The sequence below is a fragment of the Armatimonadota bacterium genome, from assembly GCA_036504095.1.
Taxonomy (GTDB): domain Bacteria; phylum Armatimonadota; class DTGP01; order JAKQQT01; family JAKQQT01; genus DASXUL01.
In genome coordinates this window covers 1-21,895 of record DASXVS010000013.1, presented here as the reverse complement: position 1 = coordinate 21,895, position 21,895 = coordinate 1, and the positions used below count along the sequence as shown (strand labels likewise).

The 21,895-nt window shown below is 61.9% G+C and carries 21 protein-coding genes; 13 read left to right on the top strand and 8 right to left on the bottom strand.

Features of this window, described 5'->3' with window-relative positions; translation table 11 throughout:
• Nucleotides 1-29: 29 nt before the first annotated feature.
• The 3 genes from metH to VGM51_01965 are packed head-to-tail and all read left to right on the top strand — an operon-like array spanning nt 30 to nt 4,675.
• Nucleotides 30-3,545 (top strand): methionine synthase, encoded by a 3,516-nt coding sequence (gene metH, locus VGM51_01975; protein HEY3411804.1) that lies wholly within the window; start codon nt 30-32, stop codon nt 3,543-3,545.
• 38 nt (nt 3,546-3,583) lie between these two features.
• Complete coding sequence (locus tag VGM51_01970; protein HEY3411803.1) at nt 3,584-4,201, top strand: hypothetical protein; 618 nt, start codon at nt 3,584-3,586, stop codon at nt 4,199-4,201.
• 30 nt (nt 4,202-4,231) lie between these two features.
• Complete coding sequence (locus VGM51_01965; protein ID HEY3411802.1) at nt 4,232-4,675, top strand: GNAT family N-acetyltransferase; 444 nt, start codon at nt 4,232-4,234, stop codon at nt 4,673-4,675.
• Between the two features lie 66 nt (nt 4,676-4,741).
• Here VGM51_01965 and VGM51_01960 read toward each other — a convergent pair whose 3' ends face one another.
• The 4 genes from VGM51_01960 to VGM51_01945 form a co-directional block, all read right to left on the bottom strand.
• Nucleotides 4,742-5,932, bottom strand: a complete 1,191-nt coding sequence (locus VGM51_01960; protein ID HEY3411801.1) for a hypothetical protein — start codon at nt 5,930-5,932, stop codon at nt 4,742-4,744.
• Between the two features lie 16 nt (nt 5,933-5,948).
• On the bottom strand, nt 5,949-6,965 hold the full coding sequence (locus VGM51_01955) for a cytochrome c peroxidase (protein HEY3411800.1): 1,017 nt from the start codon (nt 6,963-6,965) through the stop codon (nt 5,949-5,951).
• Between the two features lie 170 nt (nt 6,966-7,135).
• Complete coding sequence (locus tag VGM51_01950) at nt 7,136-8,641, bottom strand: TIGR03790 family protein (protein ID HEY3411799.1); 1,506 nt, start codon at nt 8,639-8,641, stop codon at nt 7,136-7,138.
• 4 nt (nt 8,642-8,645) lie between these two features.
• On the bottom strand, nt 8,646-9,470 hold the full coding sequence (locus VGM51_01945) for a hypothetical protein (protein HEY3411798.1): 825 nt from the start codon (nt 9,468-9,470) through the stop codon (nt 8,646-8,648).
• Between the two features lie 50 nt (nt 9,471-9,520).
• Between VGM51_01945 and VGM51_01940 the strand changes: the two genes are divergently transcribed.
• Nucleotides 9,521-10,168 (top strand): DedA family protein, encoded by a 648-nt coding sequence (locus VGM51_01940; GenBank protein ID HEY3411797.1) that lies wholly within the window; start codon nt 9,521-9,523, stop codon nt 10,166-10,168.
• A gap of 18 nt (nt 10,169-10,186) precedes the next feature.
• On the opposite strand, the gene VGM51_01935 is transcribed toward VGM51_01940, so the two are convergent.
• The gene (locus VGM51_01935; GenBank protein ID HEY3411796.1) at nt 10,187-11,104 is read right to left on the bottom strand and encodes a hypothetical protein; all 918 of its coding nucleotides are present in this window, start codon (nt 11,102-11,104) and stop codon (nt 10,187-10,189) included.
• Between the two features lie 138 nt (nt 11,105-11,242).
• Between VGM51_01935 and VGM51_01930 the strand changes: the two genes are divergently transcribed.
• From VGM51_01930 to VGM51_01900, 7 genes are read left to right on the top strand one after another with little or no spacing between them, the layout of a single operon-like run.
• Entirely contained in the window at nt 11,243-11,830 is a 588-nt protein-coding gene (locus VGM51_01930) for a response regulator (protein HEY3411795.1), read from the top strand.
• Complete coding sequence (locus tag VGM51_01925; protein HEY3411794.1) at nt 11,827-12,450, top strand: histidine kinase dimerization/phosphoacceptor domain -containing protein; 624 nt, start codon at nt 11,827-11,829, stop codon at nt 12,448-12,450. The genes VGM51_01930 and VGM51_01925 overlap by 4 nt, the downstream gene beginning before the upstream one ends.
• Nucleotides 12,441-13,304, top strand: coding sequence for an ABC transporter permease (locus VGM51_01920; protein HEY3411793.1), 864 nt, complete (start codon nt 12,441-12,443; stop codon nt 13,302-13,304). Before VGM51_01925 ends, VGM51_01920 begins: the two co-directional genes overlap by 10 nt.
• Complete coding sequence (locus tag VGM51_01915; GenBank protein HEY3411792.1) at nt 13,304-14,035, top strand: ABC transporter ATP-binding protein; 732 nt, start codon at nt 13,304-13,306, stop codon at nt 14,033-14,035. Before VGM51_01920 ends, VGM51_01915 begins: the two co-directional genes overlap by 1 nt.
• Nucleotides 14,036-14,038: 3 nt before the next feature.
• Nucleotides 14,039-15,031 (top strand): potassium channel protein, encoded by a 993-nt coding sequence (locus VGM51_01910; protein HEY3411791.1) that lies wholly within the window; start codon nt 14,039-14,041, stop codon nt 15,029-15,031.
• A gap of 14 nt (nt 15,032-15,045) precedes the next feature.
• Nucleotides 15,046-15,924 carry a metallophosphoesterase gene (locus VGM51_01905; GenBank protein HEY3411790.1) on the top strand — a complete coding sequence of 293 codons (879 nt, stop codon included), beginning with the start codon at nt 15,046-15,048 and terminating at the stop codon, nt 15,922-15,924.
• A gap of 50 nt (nt 15,925-15,974) precedes the next feature.
• On the top strand, nt 15,975-16,889 hold the full coding sequence (locus VGM51_01900) for a phosphatidate cytidylyltransferase (protein ID HEY3411789.1): 915 nt from the start codon (nt 15,975-15,977) through the stop codon (nt 16,887-16,889).
• A gap of 182 nt (nt 16,890-17,071) precedes the next feature.
• Here VGM51_01900 and purN read toward each other — a convergent pair whose 3' ends face one another.
• Nucleotides 17,072-18,151 (bottom strand): phosphoribosylglycinamide formyltransferase, encoded by a 1,080-nt coding sequence (gene purN / locus VGM51_01895; GenBank protein HEY3411788.1) that lies wholly within the window; start codon nt 18,149-18,151, stop codon nt 17,072-17,074.
• Between the two features lie 100 nt (nt 18,152-18,251).
• The gene (purM, locus tag VGM51_01890; GenBank protein ID HEY3411787.1) at nt 18,252-19,286 is read right to left on the bottom strand and encodes a phosphoribosylformylglycinamidine cyclo-ligase; all 1,035 of its coding nucleotides are present in this window, start codon (nt 19,284-19,286) and stop codon (nt 18,252-18,254) included.
• A gap of 235 nt (nt 19,287-19,521) precedes the next feature.
• On the opposite strand from purM, the gene VGM51_01885 reads away from it, so the two are divergent.
• Together VGM51_01885 and VGM51_01880 are read left to right on the top strand one after the other, a co-directional pair.
• Nucleotides 19,522-19,980, top strand: a complete 459-nt coding sequence (locus tag VGM51_01885; protein HEY3411786.1) for a DoxX family protein — start codon at nt 19,522-19,524, stop codon at nt 19,978-19,980.
• A 43-nt stretch (nt 19,981-20,023) separates the two neighbouring features.
• A complete protein-coding gene (locus VGM51_01880) occupies nt 20,024-20,689 on the top strand; it encodes a YceI family protein (protein ID HEY3411785.1) in 666 nt (221 codons plus the stop codon).
• 86 nt (nt 20,690-20,775) lie between these two features.
• Here the strand turns inward: VGM51_01880 and purF are convergent.
• Nucleotides 20,776-21,895, bottom strand: a 1,120-nt coding sequence (gene purF / locus VGM51_01875; GenBank protein ID HEY3411784.1) for an amidophosphoribosyltransferase, incomplete at its 5' end; no start/stop codon positions are given.

The window sequence follows — 21,895 nt, the reverse complement described above, 5'->3', positions numbered from 1 at the left end:
GCATTCGTCCTGCGTGTTAGAATGACCTTATGAATTCCCGCTTTCTAGACACATTGAAGACGCGCGTGCTGTTGTTCGACGGCGCCATGGGCACGTCGATCCAGACGTTCGGGCTGAATGACGCCGATTTCGGCGGCTTGCATGGCTGTAACGAGATTCTCGTTCGAACGCGGCCGGACGTCATCGAGGAGATTCATGCGCGCTTTTTCCAAGCCGGGTGCGACGCGGTGGAGACGGATACCTTCAACGGCACGAGGCTTCGCCTGGCCGAATACGGCCTCGGAGAGGATACCCGCGAACTTAACCGCACTGCCGCCGCGATAGCCCGCACTGTGGCGGACCGCTTCTCCACGCCGGAACACCCGCGATTCGTCGTCGGCAGCTGCGGCCCCACGGGACGGCTTCCCAGCGGAAACGACCCCGTTTTGTCGAAGATCACTTTCGACGAACTGGCGGACACTTTTGCTGAACAGGGGACCGGGCTGGTCGAGGGCGGCGCGGACGTCCTCCTTCTGGAGACTTCTTTCGACGTTCTGGAACTGAAGGCCGGTATCGCCGGCTTCGAGCGGGCCTTCCGGAACGGATTGCGCCGCGTGCCGGTGATGGCCCAGGTGTTCCTTGTACCGGAGAACGGCAAAATGCTGTTTGGAACGGACATCGCCGCGCTGATGACAACTCTCCAGGCGCTTCCGATCCATGTCATCGGCCTGAACTGCTCCGCCGGCCCCGAGATGTTCCGCGATCCCATAGGCTACCTCACGGAAAACGCTTCACTGCCGGTGTCGTGCCTCCCAAATGCCGGACTCCCCGAGCAGGGGCCGGATGGCGAAGCGGTTTATCGTCAGACGCCGGATAAGTTCAGTGCGTATATGGCGGAGTTCGTGCGCGATTTCGGTGTCAACATCGTCGGCGGGTGTTGCGGGACCACGCATGAGCATATGGCGGCGGTCAACGATGCCATCGCGCCGTACCGCGACAAGCCCCGTCGCTTCTGGTCGGCGTTCGACGGCGCCAAAGTTACGAATGCCGATACGGAAGACTGCCCCTATTACGTTCCCGGTGTGTCGTCCGGCATGCGGCGGTTCGATATGCAGCAGGTACCGGCGCCGCTCATCGTGGGTGAGCGGGTCAATTCGGTGGGCAGCCGCAAGATCAAGCGCCTTCTCCTCAAGGACGACTATAATGGCTGCCTCGACGTTGCCCGCGAGCAGGTGGACGGCGGCGCGCACGTTCTGGATGTGTGCGTGGCCATGACCGAGCGCCAGGACGAGCGAGACCAGATGGTGAAACTGGTCAAGACCCTCGCGATGGGCATCGAGGCGCCGTTGGTCATTGACACTACCGAGGCCGACGTGATGGAGGCCGCGCTGAAGATATATCCAGGCCGCGCCATCGTCAACAGCATTAACCTGGAGAACCGCTCGGAACGCGTGGACAAATGGCTGCCCATCCTGCGCGAGCACGGCGCCGCCGTCGTGGCGATGACCATCGACGAGAACGGGATGGCGAAGACCGCCGAGGCGAAGTTCAACGTGGCGCGAAAACTGTACGATATCGTGGTCGGCGAGTACGGCATGACGCCGGACACGCTGATCTATGATGTGCAGGTATTCCCGGTCGTCACCGGCCAGGAGGACCTGGCAAACTCCGCCGTGGAAAATCTGAACGCCCTGAGACGCATCAAGGCCGAACTGCCCGGCACGATGACCATCCTTGGCGTGAGCAATCTGTCGTTCGGCATCAGCCCGCACGCGCGCGCCGTGCTCAACAGCGTCTTCCTGCACCACGCCGTCAAGGCCGGCCTGGACATGGCTATCGTCAACCCGGCGCACATCACTCCCTACTCCGAGGTGGACGCCGACCAGCGCGACCTGGCCGATGACCTGGTTCTCAACCGCCGCCCGGACGCCCTCGCCCGCTACATCGGCTATTTCGAGACTGTGGACGCTCCAGACGCCAGCGCCGGACGAGTGGATCCGATGGAAGGCCTGAGCGTCGAGGAGCGCATCCACTACCGGATCCTCCACCGGAAGCGCGACGGCGTGACCGAAGATATCGAGACCGCCCTGAGTGACAGGGAGGCAGCGGGCACCCGCCGCGCCGACGGCGCCATCGATGTGCTGAACAACGTATTGCTGCCGGCGATGAAGGAGGTCGGTGACAAATTCGGCGCCGGCGAGCTGATCCTGCCGTTCGTTCTCCAGAGCGCCGAGGTAATGAAGGCCTCCGTCGCCCACCTGGAGCAGTACCTGGAGAAGAAGGAAGGCTCCACAAAGGGCAAGCTCGTCCTGGCGACCGTCTTCGGCGACGTTCACGATATCGGGAAATCACTGGTGAATACCATCCTGTCGAACAATGGCTACACTGTTTACGATCTCGGTAAGCAGGTCCCCATCAACACCATCATCGAGAAAGCCGTTGAAGTTGGCGCGGACGCGATCGGCCTGAGCGCCCTTCTCGTGAGCACGAGCAAACAGATGCCGCTCTGCGTGAAGGAGTTAGACAAACGCGGGCTGAGCATACCGGTCATCATCGGCGGTGCCGCCATCAACCCCGCCTTCGGACATCGTGCGCTCTATGTGGCGGAGGGCCGCGCGTACAACGCAGGAATCTATTACTGCAAAGATGCTTTCGAGGGGCTGGACAAGATGGACCGGCTCACGGACGGCGATGCCCGGGAGGCTCTCTACGAGCAAACGCTCCTGGACGCCGCGCGAACATTCGGACGGGACGCCGACAAGGCAGCTCGCCGCGCCGCCGCGCCGGCGCAGGAACGCTCCAAAGTGGCCGATGCGCCCATCCCGACCGCGCCGTTCTGGGGCACCAGGGTCGTCCCCGGAATTCCGCTCAGCGAGATCTGGCCGCTCCTCGACCTGAACGAGCTCTACCGCCTTCAATGGGGCGCAAAGAACGCCAAGGGCGATGAGTATGAGGCGCTAAAGCGCGACACTTTCGAACCGAAACTGGCCGAACTCAAGGCGCAATGTGAGGCCGAAGGCTGGTTGGCGCCAAAGGCGGTCTACGGCTATTTCCCGGCGCGCCGGGAAGGCGAATCCGTAGTGGTATTCGACCCCGCTGACCATAACAAGGAGGTCGCCCGCTTCGACTTCCCGCGACAGGCCGGGCCGCCATACCTGTGCCTGTCCGATTACCTGTCCGCCGATCGGACCGATGTGCTGCCGCTGCAGGTCGTGACGGTTGGCCCGCGCGCTACTGAGATATGCGAGGCCTTGAACAAGGCAGGCGATTACAGCCTCTCGTATTTCCTTCATGGGCTCAGCGTTGAGACCGCGGAAGCCACCGCCGAGTGGATGCACCGCCGGATTGCGGACGAGTTAGGCATCCCGCGAAACCAGGGGCACCGGTATAGCTGGGGATACCCCGCCTGCCCGGACCTGGAACAGCACCACACGCTGTTCACACTGCTGCCGGCCGGTGAGGAACTAGGCATGGAGGTTACGGAAGCCGGCCAACTGGTCCCGGACCAGAGCACCGCCGCGCTAGTGATCCACCACCCGGACGCCATCTACTTCGGGGCAGTGTAACACCCAACTCCAACCGAATCAGGAAAAGAGACTCGCAAATGCCGATCCGCCCACGAACACCGCTGTACGACCTCATCGACCGCCTCATAAAGCTCCTGTCCGTCGTCTACACAGTTCTCTTTCTGGCGATCTTCTTCGGGTTGCCTTTGCGCACACGCTTGGGCATCAGGCTCTTCAACCATCCCAACGACTTCCTGATCTATATGGCTGCTCTGTTCCTCATGGTGATCGCCCTATTCGCACTGCATGCCCTTCGTAACCAACTGAGGGGCGATATCTTCCCGACCGAACCACCTCGCGAGATTCGATTTCGCGAGGCTTCCGCCTCTGGACGCTCCTTTCGTTCGGTATTCTCTCGGTTCGGTGGTGCGAGTAACTGCTTGGAAGTGACTGTTACGGACGACGAGCTCTGGACCCGGCCGGGCTGGCCGTTCCGCCTCATATGGACCGGCCGTGAGAACGGGCTGGAGAACCGCATACCTTTGGCGAGCATCTCGGCGGTTACTCATACAGGCTGGCGTAAGCGAGGGCGCCTGCTGGAATACCGCGACATGTCGGGCGGCGTGGGGAGCCTCGAGTTGCGTGTCCGAGACGTTGAGAGCTTCGATCGGGCACTTCAATCCGGGAACCCGGCGTTGACAGTGACAGATAAGTAGCACCTTCATGGCACCGGAGATGTGGTTACCGTGACAGAACCTCCACACAGCGTGAACATCACTGTGCATTTGCAGCCAGCGCGGGAGGATGCGCTGGCGGTACACGAGTTTCTGCGCCGGCACAATGAGTCCCGCATCGGGGCGACGAACCGGGCGCCGCTTACCGTTATCGCGCGCGATGCAGATGGCGCGGTCGTGGGCGGGGTACACGCCGAAACGATGCATGGCTGGCTGCACGTTGCCACGCTGGCGGTCGCGGAGGAATGGCGCGGACAGGGAATCGGGACGCGGCTCCTGCGCGCCGTCGAGGCCGAGGGCTGGCGACGAGGCTGCACAAACGTGTGGCTGGACACGTTCAGCTTCCAGGCGCAGCCCTTTTACGAGCGGGAAGGGTACCACGTGTTCGGGGTCCTCGAGGACTTTCCACCGGGCGAGACCCGCTATTTTATGACGAAGGCTCTCTCTCCAAGCTGAAGGTGCGCGCCTTGCTGCCCTATCAGCAAAAGGCATGTCGGGGCCGCGACGGCCCCGACAGCGTTTCTAGATGCCGAAGTCCAGTCCGAATACGAACAGCCGCTCCTTCGCGTTGTCGTCATCGGGCTGTGCCTGGCGGCGGTCCGAATACTCCGCGTGGATCGCCATGCTGTCGGCGAGGTAATACCTGCCACCGATTGTCCACCGCTTGATGCCCGCGCTCACCGAGCGGGGCGTCTTCACCCAGTCGTACCTTCCGAAGCCCACAATGCGGGTTGACGGCAGAAAGCTAAGCTCGGCGAAACCGCCGGAGTACTTGACGTCGTCCGCCGTTCCCCACAGGGCTTTGTCGTCTTTGCCGTGGAGATACTGGAGGGCCAGGTTCACCTGTTTGAAGTTGAGGCTTGCATCCACGCCGATACGACTGATTGCCTTGCGGTCCGTTGGGCCGTCGAAAGCCGACGGCTTGGCCTTGCCCGCATATCCCATCAGGCCGATCCGCTGTCCCGCCGTTTGCCCCTCTCCGGGACCGATCACGTGCGTAGCATGGATATAGAAATCGTCAGCGCTCTGGTTGTCGTTGTTCGTTGCAGCGCCGTTCAGCCAGCCCGCGGTGTAAGCGGTGCCGCCGCGGGCAAACCCGGCCAGTTCCACGCCGGTCTGCGTGTCGGAGAGCGGGGTTCCGCCGGGGAATGTGAAGTTGTATATCTCGTAAGGAGAGAACGTAAGACTCCGTTTCACGCTGAACGCCAGCGCCCCCGGTTCGAAGCGCCCGGCCCTCACGTTGAGCCACGACGTTTTCGGATTTGAGAGAACCACGCTCGCCATTTCCAGAGTGCCAGGCTGACCAACGACGCCTCGTGAGGCTTCGATCTTCGGCGGGTATACGAGCATGTAGCCGATGTTCCGGTCCAAAAGGCCTGCAGACAGGATGTCCAGATTGTTCACCTGGAACTGCTTCACGTCGTTGGAGCCCGGCGTGTTAGTGAATTTGTCCGAGTTGAAGGTCGCGCTTGTCCGCAGCGCCAGCGGGGCGGGGGTTTCGTAAACAGTCTTCTCCTCGTCCTCACGGCCCATGAGCCTATAACCGTTCATGCGATATCGCTGGCCGTAGTCATTGAGGCGCGGGAAATTGGAGTGACACATCGTGCAGTTGAAGCCATATTTGCGCGCGAACACAGGAATCGCGTGAGACGGCACGGTGGGTGCCAGACAAAGCGCCGCGCTCGCAACAAGGGTTGTTCTATGGAATCGCATCTTCAAGCCTCCTCGTTTACTCCGGCAGTTCCGGTTTGTCGCTGCTCAGCGGCGGGCCGCTCAGCGCTTTGAGGAACTCCACCAGTTCGTGCTTCTCGCGATCGGTGAGATTCAGCGGCAACATCGCGCGGTCCAGGTTCGGATTCTGGATGCCGCCGCGGTCGTACAGGTCGATCACCGACGCCAATGTGGCCTCGGAACCATCGTGAAGGTACGGGGCCGTCTCGGCTACCCCTCTCAACCCAGGGGTTTTGAACGCGCCCAGATCCTTGCGGTCTTTGGTGACGATCATGCGGCCTTCATCGGCGAATTTGCCGCCGGAGAAACCGATACCCAGGTTATGGAACCGCCCATCGGAGAAGTACGGCCCGCTGTGGCATGCGGTGCAATGTCCTCTGCCGTTGAAGAGCGCCATCCCTCGAACGGCCGCCGCAGACATGGCCTTGCGGTCGCCGTCAAGGTACCGGTCGTAGGGCGTATCCATCTGCACGATGGTCCGTTCGAATGCCGCGATCGCCTTAGCCACGCCCTCTTCGTTCGGTTCCGTTCCGAAGACGTCCTTGAACTGACTCACGTAGCCGGGGATGCCCTTCAGGCGGCCGAGGGCCATATCCATCGTCAGCTGCATCTCGACGGGATTCTGGATGGGGCCGACGGCCTGCTTCTCAAGATTGATCGCGCGCCCATCCCAGAACTGCAGGACGCTGTACGCCGCATTCAGCACCGAGGGGGAGTTGCGCCCGCCTTTGGCATGGCCAACGCCCTCGGAGACGGGGCCGGTGTCTGCCCACCCGTGGTCCGGCTTGTGGCACGAGGCGCAACTGATGCTGTTGTCCGAGGATAGCCGGGTATCGAAATAAAGTTGGCGCCCCAGGCGGATCTTTGCGTCGGTCTGGGGATTGTTGACGGGAACCGTCACGGCCGGAAGGTGACCGTTCGAGAAAGGAAATGCCTTCACGGTATTGGGGGGATAGTTCGCCACCCCCATCGCTCCAGCCAGAAGGACAGACGATACGACTGCGAGGACTCTCATAACACGCCTCCTGTGGGTTCGGGGGCGCTGCCGGAACGATTACCTGATTCGGCACGCCCGATGTCCGCTACGGCAATTGTGCCGTTTCAAGACGGCGGAAGGCAACATCCCTGACGGCTGCCGTACCAGCGCGCGGAATGCAATACCGCACGCGGATTCCCGGCCTTTCCTCAAGCCTTCCACTCCGTCCAGACGCGGGCCGTGTTGCCGGCCGGATCCGTAACGACCACACCGATCCAGGCGTGATCCGACCGGGGCCGGGGTGCGGTCAATCCGAACTCGCGCTGATAGCGACCGTCATGGTACGTGGGCGGCGCTAACAGTTTGTCGTTTCTTGCGTCCGCCACGACCATTCGGGCACGCGCAATCTCGGCCTTTCCCGTCATCACGATGCTCACGTGCAAACCGTCGTGGCCCGTGCTAACGGTGACAGATGGCAGCGAGATCGCGTTATCGCGACTCCTGCCCCGGCCATATGGGTTCATGAGAGGGTCGCCGATGGCGAAGTCCACGAACGGATGCTGCGGCATACTGAGCCAGGCGGACTCTCCAAACGTGTAGCCGCGGGTGTAGTACGCGAAGAATACGTCCGGTTGCGGGTGCCCGTTGGCGTATGGTTCGGCAAAGCAGCCGACGGCGCCGCTTGCCCCGTTGAAGAGGGCCATCCCGTCGAAACTCCCCATGAAGAGGTTGTGGGCGTAGAGGCTCGCCGAGTCGAAGTCGATAGCCACCGATCCGGGCAGCCAGTCCCACACCGCGTTGTAGCGTCCGTAATTGTACCAGCCCGCGTAGGCAAGCGCCCTCGGCGCGACGTCCGCGGGCGAGCCATCGGTGTATCTGAGCCCAGCCTTGCTGTCGCCGATCGATTCATCGTCGGGCTGCTGGCGCACCTTCAGTTTGGCCGCCTGGAAGTAGGACCGCGTGGACTCCACGCCCTTATCGATGTCGGCAAGGGCGAAATAGTGCCCGCCGGACTGCCATGCCCGGAGTTCAGCGTCGGAGTGAACCCCGTATCGATTGTCCACGTAGGCAAAGCCATCCAGCTTGTACGTGTCGGCGTAGATGGCGCCGTCGATCAGCGATTTGCAGGCCGCCACGCTCACGCCATCAATGCGCGAGACGATATAGCCGATATCGTCCGGCGGATCAGATGCGGCGTGCCGGGCGCGAAACGCCTCAAAGTGCTGGGCGCCGTACCTTCCATCGGGCTGCAGATCGTAATATCGCCCGCTGTGGAGCCCGTCTTCCGAAATGCGGAATGGCTGCGCAAGGGCGACATCCGCGGACATGTCCGTCTTGCCGGTAGGAACCTGGACCCGCAACGGCAACCCAAATGTGGTGACGATATACTGGATGCGGGTGCGTCCGAGGGCGTTCAGTTTCGCGCGCAACGGCTTCACAAGCGCGGATCGGTAGGACTCCCACGTCCAGCGGAGATATTTGTCGAACGGGTTGGCGCCGCCCGGAAGCTCAACCTTCACCCCCAGCAAGTGGTCCGACGGGATGCCGCGGCGCGCCGCGTAGTATCTGGCGATCTGTTCCGAGTCGCCGGTCCCGTCCTTGTCATAGTCGTCGCAATTGGTCCTATAGATGACCACCACCGTAGCGGGATTTTCGCCCGCCGGGGACTTCGCTGCGACCAGCACGAGGGCAAGCAGAGCAAGTGTAAGCCTCATCGCTTCAGCCCCTTATCCATTCGTCCAGTTTGCGGAGCGTTGGCGTGGCGGCGATGTCTGCGTTCAGCGACCGCCTCTCCGCATAAACGTGAAAAACGACCAACGCCACGAGGGCTGAGGCCACCGCCTCCCAGCGTGCGTACGCGACGAAAGTGACGCCCAGGAACGCGCCCATCACGTTCGACCCCGCGTCACCCAGCATCGCCAAACGGCGCCGGTCCAGCGGCAGCCACGCCAGGGCGGCGCCGAGCCCGGCCGCGATGATCGGAGCCTGGGTACGATCGCAGACGAGGCTCGCGGCGACAAGCCCGACAAAAGCGCAAGCCGCTCTTGCCGGGCGCGTGTCCAGCAGATTGAGGGCGTTGGCGCTGAGAGCGATGACCGCCGACTTCAGGAGCCACAACGTCCCGGCGGCCTCCCAGCCGGAGTCCATCAGCAGACGGCCACAGAGGAGCGCCGTCAGGCCGCCACCGAACAACTTGATGAAACCGGTGGTGATTCGGCCGCGCAGGGCCGAGCGGATATGGCCGCCGAAGCCGGAAACGGTGCGATCGCCCCAGCGGTCGTCAACGTATCCCAGCACGGCGAAAGCGAGGATAGCGATGCCGGCAACCGCCGGCTTCCCAGTCCAAACGGTCCCGCGGAATCCCGCATTCGAGGCCAAATCCCACTGCAGGCCGAAAAGAATGCCGATCGCGACCGCGATGCCCGCGATCGGGATGGATTTCCCCTCGAAGTTTGCCGCCACCGGAAACGCTCGCGCGGCGCTACCGAGCCAGAAGACCAGCAACGTGGCAACGATGGCGACCAGCGGGATCATTAAGTCCATACGTCTATAATACTCCTGCGGGCAGTGAAGCGAACATGGAGGGCGACGGTTTGAAGGCTATTCTGGGGCCGGTGGTTGCATGGATCATCGCGGTTATCAGCGCCGGCGGCGCCTGGGGCATCGTAGGGCTGATGGCCATTGAGAGCGCCTGCATCCCGTTGCCCAGCGAAGTGATCATGCCTTTTGCGGGCTACCTGGTCTCGCAGGGGAAGATGGGCTTCCACCAGGCCGCCTGGGCCGGAGCGCTGGGCTGCGCGGCGGGTTCCGCGCTGGCTTACTGGGTTGGCGCTGTCGGTGGCCGGCCGATGATCAAGCGCTACGGAAAGTACATCCTGATGCGCATGCGGGACCTTGACCGCGCGGATGCCTTCTTTACCCGCCACGGGGATGCGGCCATCTTCTGGAGCCGCTTGTTGCCGGTCGTTCGCACATTCATCTCGCTTCCCGCCGGCATTTCACGCATGCCTTTCGGCAAGTTCATCATCTACTCATTTGTCGGGTCATTGCCGTGGTGCTATTTCCTCGCATGGATCGGCCTCGTTCTGGGCCGCAACTCGAAGGATTTCGCCGCTGTGCACGATCGCATTGCGGGTTATTTCCACGGCGCGGACGTCGTCATCGGCGTTGTGCTGCTGGCGATGTTCGGTGTCTTCGTCTGGCACCACCTGAAGCCCGATCCGGAGGAATCGGCCTCCTAGGAGCTTCCACGGTCGCGTTCACCTCAGCCGTCGCACCACCAGCGTGTAAATTCCGGCCATTGCCAGCACCATCAGCAAGGCGTAGAGCGAGGCGAACGTCTCGGAACGGCTCATCTTCAGCCGCCTGCCGTTTACGCAAACGATCGCGAGCGCCATTGGGACGATTGCCGGCAGATAGTCCAGGCCGCCGAAAATGACGATAAGCATCGCCGGGACCAGGAACGCCAGCAGCGCCCAGAACGTTCGGCGCGGCTGAAGGTCATAGCGGAACGCGACGGCAAGGAACATCGTGAGGAAGAGCCAATCGCCGAATCCCACGAATGACGCCGGCTGGACTCCGCGCTGAGTCAGCCCTCCCCCAAAGGTTGGAATGCCGGCGGAAACGGCGCGCACGAGATTCGGCGAGGCCTTAATGAACGCGGATGTGGTACCCAGGTAGACGCCCCAGTAGTCCACGAGGGCGCCGACAAGCGCGACCGGCAGCAGCATCTTCGGGTCCGAAATCACTTTGGCAACGAGCGTTCCCATCAGCGCCGCCGCGGTGATCAGCGCCAGGTCCGCCATCGGCCTGTCGAACAGGAGCATGAACCGCGCCGCATGGAGGTGGTGCCGCCAATCAATGTGTCGGAGAACGCCGAACGGCATCCCGAGCAGCAATTCCGCCCAGACTACGGCGAGGATCAGGAAAACCGGAAGCGCAACACGAATTCGCGGCGCGTTCCGGCTGATCTCGCGCAGCCAGAGCAGGGGCAGGAGCAGAAATACCACCGTCGCGACGATATTGGCAAGCGCAGGAAACGGAAGACGGATGAATGGGGCGGCCATCCTCAAGAGCAGATAAGCGGCGGGCCAGACAATCAGACGCCCGATCGAAATGCGCCTTTTTCGCTCGAAGGGTTCGTCGGCGCCCGAAGCCTTCTTTGTCGCGGAGTTCATGATGTGCGTCCTCCTGCTTGTGACGCAGCGAGCGTCTCGGTTATAATATACTACTGACCGAATGCCGGACCGAAAGCCATTCCGTTGGTGCGGGTGAACGCTGAGACGTGCGATGTTTCGCCTCGGAAGGGATCATTTATGGCGCTCCGCATACTTATCGCGGATGACGAACCGATTGCGCGGTTGGACTTGCGAGAAATGCTGGCGTCACTTGGTCACAAGGTCGTCGCCGAGGCCGCTGATGGCGACACGGCCCTGAAACTCGCTCGCGAAACCCATCCATCCATTGCAATGCTGGATATCCGTATGCCCGGCCTCGATGGGCTGGAAGTCGCCCATACGCTCGCCGTTGAGCGCATTGCCCCCACGCTCATTCTGTCCGCTTACACCGATCAGGAATACCTGGACCGATCCCGCGAAGCCGGGTGCCTCTGCTATCTCGTGAAGCCGTTCCGGCAGAGCGACCTGGCTCCCGCTATCGCGATGACGCTGGCCCTCAGCGACCGCCTCACCGGGCTCCAAACCGAACTCCGCAACCTCCAGGAATCCGTGCTGACGCGAAAAGCGGTCGATCACGCGAAGGGCATCCTTATGGACAAATATGGCACGAAGGAGAACGATGCCTTTCGCCAGATTCAATTGGAAAGCATGAGCTCGCGCCGAACGCTTCGCGAAGTCGCTGAATCCATCATAGACGCTGATCGCGTTATGTCCGGCGACTTCTGAGGCACAAAGGGAGGGATCGCGCCATCAGACCACAATCGACATCGGAGAGCATCCCCACCCTGCCCCGGGAGTTCCCCCCATCTCCGGAGTGGCGGGCAGCCCAGCACCGCGTCCGTAACGACCTTCAGACAATCGGCGCGCTGTGGCGTATCGCACGGCGTCGCGCTACGTCCGACGAACTCGCGGAGGCCTTCCCATCGTGGCTCAATGCGCTTGCGGCTATCTATGACTCTTTACCGCTATGGCAATCGGACGAGAGGGTGGCCATTGGGGACCTGTTGGCCGCGCTGCGGTCACGATGCGATTTTGGCGCACAATTCGAATTTGAGCTCATTGGCGAAACGTGTGTGCCGGCTCAGATGGCGGTGGCCGGCGCTCTCGCCGTATCGGATCTGCTCTCCTTCAGCGCGGCTTCATCCGAGCCCGGATCGATTATCAAGGTCACGACAACGAGCGATAACGACGTGACCCGGATCGAGACCGCGTTTGTCTCCCGGCCGACCCCGGCCGACTGGCCGCCTCTGGGCCTCGCCGTCGCCGCCGAAGCGGTCGGGGCCCAATACGCGTCCCACCCGGACGGTGACCAGGCTGGGGCTGTTCTGGTGATGCCGTGGCACTGAGGACCGGAGACGCGAGCCTCATAGCGAATCTGCGCGAGTTGGCGAGCTATCGCGAACTCATCCGCAACCTCATGGTACGGGACATCAAGGTCCGGTACAAGAACTCGGCGCTCGGCTTCTTCTGGTCTCTCATCAATCCGATGGCCCAGGTGTTTATCATCACGCTGGTCTTCAAATTCGTCATCCGGATCGGATTCAATAACTATTCCGCGTACGTCCTTGCGGGCTTCTTGCCATGGACATTCTTTCAGATGGCCGTTCTGGACGCATCGCAGAGCATCCTTCTTCACGGCGCGTTGCTCAAGAAGGTTTATATACCACGCGAAGCGATCCCAATCAGCATCGTGCTCAGCAACCTGGTGCATTTTCTGCTGGCCCTGGGCGTCCTCTTCGTCTATATGGGTGTTCTCGGCATCGAGTTCACGTGGAAACTGGCGCTGCTCCCTCCGATCATCCTGATGCATTTCCTCCTCACGCTCGGAGTGGGGCTGCTCGTTTCGTGCGCGAACGTTTTCTATGAGGACATCAAATATGTAATGACGGTTGGTCTCAACCTGATGTACTACATGGTGCCGGTGATCTACGTTCTGGAACAATTGGCCAATATACCCCCCCGGTTTCCCTGGTTGTACGCGCATCGCGAGACGGTGTTGTGGTTGTACCAACTGAACCCGCTTGCAGTGTGGATTACGGCCTACCGACGCGTTTTGCTCCCGCCGGTCCCGGTGTCCATTGGCTACGCGCCTTTGTCACCCCTGGTCATCATCGTGGCATCGATCATGTCGATCGCGATCGCGGTTCTGGGCTATGCGGTGTTCAACCGGTATAAGTGGGACTTTGCGGAGAACCTCTGATGAGTTACACCGTCATCGTAGCGAAGGGCCTCGGCAAACGGTTTCGCCTCCAGCATGAAGGCGCCGGGAGTCTGAAGACGCTGGCTCTGAGGGGGCGCAGACGCCACACCGAAGCGCTTTGGGCCCTGCGGGATGTCTCTTTCGACATATCGACCGGCGAGACTGTTGGCGTGGTTGGCCACAACGGAAGCGGGAAATCCACGCTCCTTGGCCTCTTGGCCCGCGTCTATCGCCCAACGCAGGGCGCCGTGAGTGTCAGCGGCCGAATCGCGCCGCTACTGGAACTAGGCGCGGGTTTCCACGAAGACTTGACCGGTATGGAGAACATCACGCTTCACGGCAGCATCCTCGGCCTCAGCAACCGGCGGATGGCGGAGTTGGCGCCGGCCATCGTGGAGTTTTCAGAGCTGGAATCGTTCATCGACACCCCCTTGCGAACCTACTCAGCGGGCATGGTGATGCGGCTGGGATTCAGCATTGCGGTCCACTGCGATCCTGATGTCCTGCTGGTTGACGAGGTCCTGGCGGTCGGTGACGAGTCGTTTCAGCGCAAATGCTATCAGCGGATCGCGGAGTTTCAGGCGGCCGGCAAGACGATCGTATTCGTGAGCCACGACCTGGAGGCGGTGGAACGCGTCGCCGGGCGCGCGATCTGGATGAAATCCGGGCGACTGGCTTTGGATGGGGCGGCGCGTGACGTTGTGGCGGCGTATCGTGAGAGCGAGGCATAGCGAATGCACTGGGCCCCTCTCAGGCAAGTCCGCGTGGCGCTGGTCGTCCTGCTGATCCTCGTCATTGTCGGGACCGTTGGCTACTCTCTACTGTGGAACGTGAGCCTGCTGGACGGCCTGTATATGACCGTCATCACCCTCACAACGGTCGGTTACCGCGAACTGCGGCCTCCAAGCCCGGAGGTGAAGGTGTTCACCATCGGCCTGATCGTGGTGGGCGTAGCCACGATTACGTGGGCTGTACGCGCGGCCGCCGAGATGGCGGTGAGCGTACAATTCCGCGAGTATTTTGGGAAGAGGCAATTGGAACAGACCATCGCTAAACTGGTGGACCACACGATTATATGTGGTTTCGGCCGCATGGGCGGGCAGATCGCTGCGGATCTTGCGCGATCGGGAAAAGCGTTTGTGGTCATCGATCCCAACCCCGACGTTCTCGAACGTCTCAAGGGGTCCGGCTACCCCTACATCGCGCTTGATGCCAGCAACGAGGCCACTCTGAAGGCGGCCGGCATTGAGCGCGCAGCCAACCTCGTGTCCGTTGCGCCCACCGACGCAGACAACATCTTCATCGTGCTGACCGCGCGCGACCTCAATCCAAAGCTGTTCATCGTCGCCCGCAGCACGCGTATCGAAAACGAGGACAAGGTGCGCCGCGCGGGCGCCGACCGCGTGGTATCGCCCTATGTGATGGGTGGCCGCCGGATGTCCGCCGCCATCCTCCACCCGCACAGCGTCGATTTCCTGGAAGTGTTAACCGGCAGTGAGTATTCCGAAATGGAGCTTGCGGGAGTGGAGGTCGCCAGGGAATCCTCCCTTTCGGGACGCCCATTGGGCGAAGCGGAACTCGAGAAGAACTACGGCGTGACCGTGGTCGCCATGAAGCGCGACGGAATTTTCGGAATGGCCCCGGATCGCGATGTGATCCTGCTGCCGGGTGACGTGCTGATGATCATCGGCCCGAGCGCCCAGGTCGAGGCGCTCAGAGACCTGTGAGAGAGGACCACTAGTTGAAGGGGGCTGCCGTCGATTCGAATCCTCCCGCCGTCGCCGACATTTCGCAGCATCGGGTGACACGTCGCCGGTTGCTTCAGGGCGCCGCGGCGGCCCTCGTGGCTGGAGCTGTCAGCACGCCATACACCTTTCACGCGCATGTTACTCGCAGGACGATCTGGCTGCGCGATCTGCCGCCAGGTTGGGACGGCATTACCGCGCTGCACCTCAGCGATTTCCACCGCGGCCCACTGGTTTCGGCACTGTACATGAGAGGTGTGTTCGATCACGCGCGACGTTTGCCGCACGACATCGCCTTCTTTACAGGCGATTTTGTGAGCGTGAGCGCGGGATACATCGGCGAAATGTGCGACTGGATGCGCCACTGGCCCGCTCCATTGGGCAGCTATGCGGTTCTGGGCAATCACGACCACTACACGGACGCCGCAAGGATAAGCGCGGCGGTGGAAGCCGTCGGCATCCCGGTGCTGTCGAATCGTTCGGTATCGTTGAGCCGGAACGGATCTCACCTCAGGCTTGTGGGAGTAGACGACCCATCAACAAGCAAACAGGACTACGGGGCGGCAATGCGCGATGTGGAGAAGGGCGCGTTCCGCCTGATGCTGGCCCATTCGCCTGATATCGTCTGGCATTTCGGACAAGGCGACATAGACCTTGTTCTGAGCGGTCACACGCACGGAGGACAGGTGTGCCTGCCCGGTGGGCAGGCGCTGGTATGCCCTACGAGCCTCGGTGTGGACTATGCGAGCGGCATGTTCCTGTGGCGTGGCGCTAAGCTGTTCGTGAACCGGGGCCTGGGAGTCACCGCCTTCCCGCTGCGCGCGTTCTGCCCGCCGGAAATCGCACTGCTGACATTGAAACGGGGAACAGGTTAGGCATTCAGGATTCGGGTTCTGCATTCTGACTTCTCGCGAGGGACTCAACCATGATGACGCGCATCCTCACATCGCTGGTCGGCGTTCCGTTGATTCTAGTGCTTCTGTTCTGGCCGGGCGGTTGGCCATGGTTCTTCTTCGTGGCCGCCGTTATGGCGATGGCTATCTACGAGTTCACGAAAGCCCTTTGGGCCAAAGGCATATACGTGCACTGGATAGCGTTAGCGTTCTTTGGAGTGCTGGCGATTACCAGGGCCGCGCCGGCACTCATGGGCCTGGAAGGGCGAATCGGGTTGGAGCGCCCGCTGATGTTTGTGATCGGGGGCAGCGTGTTCCCTGAGTTCGCGGCCCTATTTGTTATGCTCCTGTTGGCGGGCGATCTCTTGTGGAAGCGGCGCTCTCCTCTGAAAAATGTTGGCGCCACCTTTCTCGGGATGGGTTGGATCGCTCTTACACTGCCGTTCCTGGTTGACATTCGCCGAGTCGGCCAATCAGCGGCAAACCATACGGTGCTGCCAGATGCCGTGACGCCGCCGTTGGGTGCGCAGGAGGGCGCCTGGTTGATGTTCGCTGTCCTTCTGGTCATTTGGGCAGGCGACAGCGGCGCCTATTTCGTCGGTAAGGCGATTGGCAGACACAAAATGGCGCCAGGCATCAGCCCCAACAAGACATGGGAAGGCTCAGTGGGCGGACTGGCAGCCTCCTGGATCGTTGGCATGGCGATGACCTGGCCGTTGGCGTTGAACCCCCTGACATGCCTTCTATTCGGTCTCGTCGTTGGCGCGGTCGGCCAGGTTGGCGACCTCGTTGAGAGCGCAATCAAACGCGAGATAGGTATCAAGGATTTCGGCGACCTGCTGCCGGGGCATGGCGGTGTGCTGGATCGTTTCGACAGTCTTATCTTCGCCGCGCCGGTTGCGTTCTTCATCCTCTACCCGGGCGGAGTCGTGCGTTTTTTGCGGTGAGACGGAAGCCTTGACAAGGGGACGGGGGAGGGCGGGCCTCCCCCGTGGGACGGAACCCGGCTCCGAAGGTGTTGGCAGCCACCCCCGGAGCACAGGCATATCATCCTTCCACGGGCGGGGGGCAAAACCCCACGGAAATTGCACCTTATGGCGTATGGCTGCCTGCTTTGTTCGGTATGCGCTCACGAACCCGTTGGCTTCGTCATCCGCCGATGGGGGATGCCGGCGTCATCGAAGACCGGGCCCTCAGCCACGAAGCCGAGCCTCTCGTAGAACGGGATGACGGGCACCTGTGCATCCAGAATCATTGGCTGCAGTTTCAGATCTTTTGCCATATGCATGGCCCATTCCATCACCTTCACGCCCAGCCCGCGCCCGCGGTATGCCTTGAGGACCGCCACGCGGCCGATCTTGGCGGCGCCGCCCTTGTTCAGTAGCCGCGCGGTAGCGACCGGAACACCGTCCATGAATGCGAGGAAGTGCCACGCCGCGGCGTCATACTCGTCCAGTTCCAGGTCCTCAGGCACGTGCTGCTCCACGCAGAAGACTTCCTTGCGGATGGCGAAGGCGCATTGCAGGAGGCCCGCATCATCCGGCGCCACGGGCCGTCCCCACTCGCCCATCACGACGAACACACCGGGCGGAACCTGGCGCACGCGACGGCCGATCACCGCGAGCCGGCCCGACGCGAGCAGCGTCAGAGCCTCTACGTATGCTTTGTGCTCGTTCGGCAGAATGCGCGCCGCCAGCGTCTCCGGCGCGTCGTCGTCCAGGACCGCGACGGTCTTCTGGAGCACGATCGGGCCGTGGTCGTACTGATCATCGGCGAAATGGACCGTGCAGCCCGACACCTTGGCTCCATAGGCGAGAACAGCCTCATGTACGTGCCGGCCATACATCCCTCGGCCGCCAAAGGATGGCAGAAGTCCGGGGTGGACGTTCAGTATGCGGTTGGAGTAGCGGCTGGTGAAATCGCCGCTCAGTTTGCGCATAAAGCCGGCAAGCGCAATGGCTTCGGTCGTGTGTTCATCCAGGACGGCAAGCACGCGCGATTCGAACTCGGAACGATCCACGCATCCGGCGGCATCGACCACGATTGCCGGCACTCCGTACCGCGTTGCGCGCTCCAGAGCGCCGTGTCCCGGCGCGGCGCTTACGACAGCGCACACGCGGAATGGGCAGTCGGCCTTCGCGGCCGCCTGCATGATAGCCTCGGCGTTTGTGCCGCGCCCGTGACCGGAAACAAGGATGGCAATATTCATGGTGAGGGTCCAGGGTCCAGGGCTTAGGGTTTAGGGACCAGGGTTTAGGGTCTAGACCCCAAACCCTGGTCCCTAAACCCTAACCCTGGACCCTTGTCCGCTACACTCCTTCGATTTGCACGTGGCGCGGGCCTTCCTTGGCATCGCCGATAGTGAACACCGTCTCTCCGGCCGCAGCCAGTTGGCTGGCGACGTGGCCCGCGGCGTCCGGAGCGACCATCAGCACCATGCCGACGCCCATGTTGAATGCGCGATACATTTCCGCGTCCGGAACGTCGCCGGCCGAGCGGATCGCCTCGAAAATGCTCGGGACCTCCCACGCGTGCCGGTCTATTGAAACACCAACGCCTTCGGGCAGGGAGCGTGGTATATTGTCCACCAGGCCGCCACCGGTGATGTGCGCCATTCCATGGATCATGCCTTCACCGACCAACGGCAGGATGCTTCCAGCGTAACAACGATGGGGTCTCAGAAGCGCATCCGCCAGCGTCTCGCCGACCCCGTCCAGAACCGTGTCGATCTGATACCCCGCAGCCGAGAAGAGCGCCTTTCGAGCGAGGGAATAGCCGTTGGTATGCAGGCCGTCCGATGCCAGCCCTAACAGGACGTCGCCCGGCTTTACGGCCGATCCGTCCAAGATGCGACCCTTGTCCACAACGCCCACGATGAACCCGGCCAGATCGTACTCGCTCCGCGCGTAAAAGTCCGGCATTTCCGCGGTCTCGCCGCCCAGCAGAGCGCACCCGGCATCCTGGCAGCCCTTTGACAGGCCCTCCACGATCGATACGACCGTATCTTCAACCAGGTGTCCCAGCGCAATGTAGTCGAGGAAAAACAGCGAGCGGGCGCCCTGAACGAGGATGTCGTTGGCGCAGTGGTGGACAAGGTCCATGCCGACCGTGTTGTGCCGGCCCGCGGCGAACGCGATTTTGAGTTTCGTCCCCACGCCGTCCGCGCTGGCTACGAGGACCGGTTCGCTCATTTCGTGGAAGGCCGCCTTGAACAAACCTCCGAACGCCCCGATGCCACCGATAACTCCCGGTGTGCGCGTTTGGTCCACCAGTGCTTTCATGCGCTTCTTGGCTGCGTCTGCGGCCGCGATGTTCACTCCCGAGTCTTTGTACGTGATGCTCATATGGCTATTGTGGCACCCGGACGCCCTGCTCCTCCATTCGTGGCCCCGATTTGGGGTGACAAATGCGAGATCGCCGATCTGCGTGTCATTGAGCTGCAAAGGAACGTGCGCCGTCTCGCGAAATGCGGGTATATAGGAGCAAGGAACTTCACCAGTTCAATCATTGTTAAACCCTATGACATTAAACGATTGTCGGGCGACGCCTTACAGGCGTCTCCATTGAGGAGGAAAGCATATGGCCGCAGGGATAGAGGAGAGCGTCGATCGCTCCGCGGTGGACTGGGCTTTGCTGGTTGCGAGGGTCGTGGTCGGCGTGATATTCATGGCCCATGGGTCGCAGTTGATGTTCGGAGCGTTCAACGGACCGGGATTAGCCGGTTTCGTGAAAATGATGGGGCCTATCGGCTATCTGGTAGCCATCGGCCAGTTCTTCGGGGGCTTGGGGCTGGTGGTCGGGTTCCTGTCGCGGTTCTCGGCGGCATCCCTGATCGTGATCATGATCGGAGCTATCGTGAAGGTCCATTTGCCCAACGGTTTCTTCCTCGGGCCAAAGCCCGGCTACGAATATAACCTCGCGCTGATTGGGCTGTTGGCCCCCATCCTGATCGCCGGACCCGGGGCGTTCACAATCGGCCGGCTGCTGCCATTGCCTCGAATCGGGCAAACGAAACGCCCCATCGGCATTCTGGAATAACCCTGGAATTGAGACTTTGCATTCACAGAGGAGAGAATTGGATATGAGACACGGAATTCGATTTGCTGTATTGACAGGCGCCCTTGCGATTGGCCTTGGGATTGCCGCCAATTGGCGCGGTGCGACGACCTATGCGCAGACGCCGGTAGCGAACACCCTGCAAACAACGGGAACCTGGACGGTAGACCCGATGCACACCAGCGTCAACTTCGTGATACGCCACTTTGGGATCAGCCTGGTCCACGGCAGGTTCGATGATTTCGCCGGTACCATCGTAGCGAACGCCGAGCAGCCGGAGAAGTCCTCGGTGAAGTTCACGATTCAGGCCGCCAGTGTCGATACCAACGTGAAAATGCGGGATGACGACCTGCGCAGCGCTAACTACTTTGACGTCGCCAAGTTCCCCACGATCACGTTCGAAAGCACGGCTGTCAAGAAGGGAAAGGGCGGCCAGTTCGTGGCGGTGGGAAACCTGACGATTCACGGGGTGACCAAGGAGGTCTCGCTTCCGTTCCGCCCGGTTGGCCCTGTGAAGGACACATTTGGCGGGACACGCGCGGGGCTCGTGACCGCGATCAAGCTGAACCGCCTGGACTATGGCGTTGGCGGCGTCAAACTGATGGACAACGGGAGCCTGGATATCGGCAAGGAAGTTGACGTTGACATCAGCCTCGAGGCTGTGCCGGCCAAGCCCGCTGCAACTTCGTAGAAGCTGGCTAAATCCCAAATGACGGGAAACGCGGGCCTGATGGGCGACCATCAGGCCCGCGTATTTGCGCCCGGCATCCCGGCTGATCAGCCGAGGCTATCGTCCGAACCCTCCTCGATCTGGTCGCCGCCATTCTCAAAGGCGAACTTGCTCAGGCGCACTCCCTCGGGTATCTGGATCGGGTAACGCCCCGTAAAACAGGCGCGGCAGAAATGCCCGCCGGCAACCCCGCAGGCGGTAACCAAAGCGTCCGGGCTCAGGTAGCCCAGGCTGTCCGCACCGATATGCTGCCTGATCTCCTCGACACTCTTATTTGCAGCTATTAACTCTGATTGCGAGGCCATATCAATTCCGAAGAAGCAGGGGTACCTGACAGGCGGGCTGGAGATTCTTACGTGGACTTCTTTGGCGCCGGCTTCTCTCAGGAGTTTGACGATGCTGCCGGTGGTGGTGCCCCTCACTATGCTGTCGTCCACCATGACTACCGATTTGCCGTTCAGGACCTCCGGGAGTGGGGTGAGTTTCATGCGGACACCCATTTCGCGCATCCGCTGGTCGGGCTGGATGAACGTTCGGTGGATGTAGCGGCACTTTATGACGCCTTCGCCGTAGGGGATGTGGCTGGCCTCGGCGTAGCCTATGGCGGCGGCTATGGCGGTATCGGGGATGGGGATGACGATATCGCCGTTGGGGACGGGGTGCTCGCGGGCGAGCTCGTGGCCCATGCGGCGGCGGGCGAGGTGGAGGCTCTGGCCGTACATGACGCTATCGGGGCGCGCGAGGTAGATGAACTCGAAGCTGCAGAGGCTGGGGCGCGGCTGATCCAATACCTGGCGGTGGCGGACACCATCGTTGTCGATGATGACGATTTCGCCGGGCTGGACCTCGCACTCCAGGGTGGCGCCGACGACGGTGAGGGCGCACGTTTCGGAGGCGAGGACCCAGCCGGAATTGTTGATGCGGCCGAGGCAGAGGGGGCGGACGCCATGGGCATCGCGGATGCCCATGACGCAGTGGCGGGTGAGGATGGAGAGGGCGTAGGCGCCGACGATGAGGGGCATGGCCTTGGCGACGGCTTCCTCGATGGTGGCCTCGCGCTGGTGGGCGATGAGGCGGGCGATGACCTCGGAATCGTTGGTTCCGCGGAAATGGACGCCATCGTCCTGGAGCTGGGATCGCAACTCGGCGGCGTTGAGGAGGTTGCCG

Coding starts and splice junctions, on each gene's coding strand:
- metH (HEY3411804.1), top strand. CDS start 30: ATGAATTCCCGCTTTCTAGACACATTGAAGACGCGCGTGCTGTTGTTC.
- VGM51_01970 (HEY3411803.1), top strand. CDS start 3,584: ATGCCGATCCGCCCACGAACACCGCTGTACGACCTCATCGACCGCCTC.
- VGM51_01960 (HEY3411801.1), bottom strand. CDS start 5,932: ATGCGATTCCATAGAACAACCCTTGTTGCGAGCGCGGCGCTTTGTCTG.
- VGM51_01955 (HEY3411800.1), bottom strand. CDS start 6,965: ATGAGAGTCCTCGCAGTCGTATCGTCTGTCCTTCTGGCTGGAGCGATG.
- VGM51_01950 (HEY3411799.1), bottom strand. CDS start 8,641: ATGAGGCTTACACTTGCTCTGCTTGCCCTCGTGCTGGTCGCAGCGAAG.
- VGM51_01945 (HEY3411798.1), bottom strand. CDS start 9,470: ATGGACTTAATGATCCCGCTGGTCGCCATCGTTGCCACGTTGCTGGTC.
- VGM51_01935 (HEY3411796.1), bottom strand. CDS start 11,104: ATGAACTCCGCGACAAAGAAGGCTTCGGGCGCCGACGAACCCTTCGAG.
- VGM51_01930 (HEY3411795.1), top strand. CDS start 11,243: ATGGCGCTCCGCATACTTATCGCGGATGACGAACCGATTGCGCGGTTG.
- VGM51_01915 (HEY3411792.1), top strand. CDS start 13,304: ATGAGTTACACCGTCATCGTAGCGAAGGGCCTCGGCAAACGGTTTCGC.
- VGM51_01910 (HEY3411791.1), top strand. CDS start 14,039: ATGCACTGGGCCCCTCTCAGGCAAGTCCGCGTGGCGCTGGTCGTCCTG.
- VGM51_01900 (HEY3411789.1), top strand. CDS start 15,975: ATGATGACGCGCATCCTCACATCGCTGGTCGGCGTTCCGTTGATTCTA.
- purN (HEY3411788.1), bottom strand. CDS start 18,151: ATGAATATTGCCATCCTTGTTTCCGGTCACGGGCGCGGCACAAACGCC.
- purM (HEY3411787.1), bottom strand. CDS start 19,286: ATGAGCATCACGTACAAAGACTCGGGAGTGAACATCGCGGCCGCAGAC.
- VGM51_01885 (HEY3411786.1), top strand. CDS start 19,522: ATGGCCGCAGGGATAGAGGAGAGCGTCGATCGCTCCGCGGTGGACTGG.
- VGM51_01880 (HEY3411785.1), top strand. CDS start 20,024: ATGAGACACGGAATTCGATTTGCTGTATTGACAGGCGCCCTTGCGATT.